Annotated in this window: 4 protein-coding genes; 3 read left to right on the top strand and 1 reads right to left on the bottom strand. The window is 42.3% G+C overall.

Annotated features, from left to right (window positions below; genetic code table 11):
• Positions 1-132: 132 nt before the first annotated feature.
• Positions 133-474, top strand: a complete 342-nt coding sequence (locus ACM0OY_RS40125; RefSeq protein ID WP_414574257.1) for a hypothetical protein — start codon at positions 133-135, stop codon at positions 472-474.
• Between the two features lie 38 nt (positions 475-512).
• Here ACM0OY_RS40125 and ACM0OY_RS40120 read toward each other — a convergent pair whose 3' ends face one another.
• Positions 513-746, bottom strand: a complete 234-nt coding sequence (locus ACM0OY_RS40120; protein ID WP_414574256.1) for a hypothetical protein — start codon at positions 744-746, stop codon at positions 513-515.
• Positions 747-761: 15 nt separating this feature from the next.
• Here ACM0OY_RS40120 and ACM0OY_RS40115 point away from each other — a divergent pair, with 15 nt between their 5' ends.
• Positions 762-1,895 carry an HlyD family secretion protein gene (locus tag ACM0OY_RS40115; RefSeq protein WP_414574255.1) on the top strand — a complete coding sequence of 378 codons (1,134 nt, stop codon included), beginning with the start codon at positions 762-764 and terminating at the stop codon, positions 1,893-1,895.
• Positions 1,892-2,074, top strand: coding sequence for a hypothetical protein (locus tag ACM0OY_RS40110; RefSeq protein ID WP_414574254.1), 183 nt, complete (start codon positions 1,892-1,894; stop codon positions 2,072-2,074). Before ACM0OY_RS40115 ends, ACM0OY_RS40110 begins: the two co-directional genes overlap by 4 nt.
• The last annotated feature ends 209 nt before the right edge of the window (positions 2,075-2,283 follow it).

Below are 2,283 nucleotides of genomic sequence, written 5' to 3'. Positions count from 1 at the left end.
ACATTTTCAGATCTGTTTTAATTTTTATTAGTAAATAAGATGCGGCCGCCCTGAGCTGTTACCTTCTTGTTACTTTTATCTGGCAATCTGAAAATAAGCGTCAATTACACGTCAGATTGGAAGATTTAACCAATGAATTTCAATCCTATACCCAGTATCGTCCTAACGGGTTTGTTTGCGTTGCTCATGCCTTTTGAGGTGGGAGCGCAGAAAGCGCCAAACCAAATTGAGAATTTGCCAAACGCTCGTGTTACCAGTATTTCCGGCCAAGTTACTAAGCTTTTAGATGACGAGTTCATTCTCAACGATGGTAAGGGACAAATCATCATTGAGGCAGAACCTCAGTTAGGACAACCCATTAACCTCTCTGTAGGAGAAAAAGTCACCGTCGTTGGCAACTATGACGACAATGAGTTCAAAGCCCTGAGTATTACTCGTGCCAACGGTGAAACTCTTCAAATTTATGACGATTAAATTTTCTATACTCCAGTATTTTTCTCATAATTTGATTGCTAAAGATAAAATCTTGATTTCTCCTCTTGAGCGTGACCTCCAGATAACACTGGGATCGCGCTCAAGAGCAGAAATTTCTTAAATAATTCAAGGAAGGTTGCCAGTGCTGGATCGACATCTGCGTGATGCCAAATAGAGTGCGATGGCGCTGTTTCGCCCGCCATAGGCGATCGCGCGGGGTAGAGAAATTCCTTAGTAAATAATCGCCTTAATTCGTCTTGGGTTAGTATCACAGCAAAGGTAAGCGAATGAAATACGATATGTTTTTTTTAGCAGCCCTTTTAGCAATCACAGGCTTGCGAGCTATCGTTTTATCCTTTTCTTCTACTTCTGCGGAATCTACTGCTACTATAACTAACACTATCAAACCTATAGAAGTAAAAGCGCCCCTGACCAAGAAAGCATTCAGTCTGGGTAGAATCTCCTTGAATGGTACGTTAGAAGCGGTAGAAACCGTTACTACTACTAGCCGAGTTATGGGACAGATTAAAACTTTGCCAGTGCAAGAAGGCGACAGAGTTAAAGCAGGTCAAATCATTGCCATTATTGATGTCAAAGATACCGAGGTACAACGCAATCAAGCATCGGCTGTGATTTCCCAAGCCCAGGCAGGTGTAACAGTTGCGACTGCCGCCGAAACTCAAGCCCTAGCAAACAAAACTCAAGCTCTAGCACAACTCAATCAAGCAGAAGTTCGTCAACAAGAAGCCGAAGCCAAATTGCACGAAGTACAAGCACAACTAGCTGACGCTCAGTTAAATCAACAACGCATGGCTATGCTGCGAAAAGATGGTGCAGTCAGCCAATTACAACTAGATACAGCCAATACACAGGTAGCATTAATTGAAGCTCGCATTCAACAGGCAAAAGCTGGGATTGAACAAGCCAAGCGAGAAATTGAGCAAGCCAAAACTGCCGTAAAACAGGCAAGCCTCCAAGTCCAGCAAGCACGAGTAGGAGTAAAACAGGCGCTCTCCCAAGTTCAGCAAGCACGAGCAGAAGTAAAGCCAACGATTGCTAACTTAAACCGCAGCATTGTTAAAGCACCATTTCCAGGAGTCGTCACTAAGAAACATACAGAAGTAGGTGCAATAGTCGGTTTTGGACAACCTTTAGTGACATTGGAAAGTAGCGATCGCTTGCAGTTTAGCGTTGCAGTACCAGAGTCAATGAAGTCCTTGGTGAAACAAGGAGATGAAGTGGAAGTGCAGCTAGATGCTCTCAAGCGTTCTGTGCGCGGACAAGTAAATCAAATTGTTCCTTCTGCAAACCCCAACAGTCGTAGTTTTACTGCCAAAATAGCCCTTAAAAAAGCCACAAATTTAATGCCGGGAATGTTCGGGCGCATGAAACTGCCCCCTGAAGTCACTCAGTCATTATGATTCCCCAGAGTGCTTTAGTGAAACGAGGTCAGTTAGAAGGAGTTTATGTAGTTGGTGCAAATAACATTGTTCAATTACGCTGGGTGAAAACAGACAAAGTACGATATAGCAAAGTGGAATTTTCTGTAGTTATAGGAGAATTTGAGCTTTCGGTTTATCAATTTATTCTTTTGAGCTAACTGTCTCAAGCAGACTAGCAGATAATATGAAGGTAAAACAAAGTACCTTTTAATCTCTCCTATCTTATCTATTTTGCTACTAATTACATAGGCTTGCTGCTGGGTATCAATTGTAGTAATCATGCGTTAATTTCCTTACCTGAAAGCAAAGTAACAGTAAACCAAAAAGTTTTGCCAAAAGGGCGAACCACTATGGATACAGCAGATAT

Source organism: Nostoc sp. CCY 9925 (assembly GCF_963920935.1).
GTDB lineage: Bacteria > Cyanobacteriota > Cyanobacteriia > Cyanobacteriales > Nostocaceae > Nostoc.
Note: the sequence above shows the minus strand (reverse complement) of the source record. Positions and strands in the feature narration are given on the sequence as shown.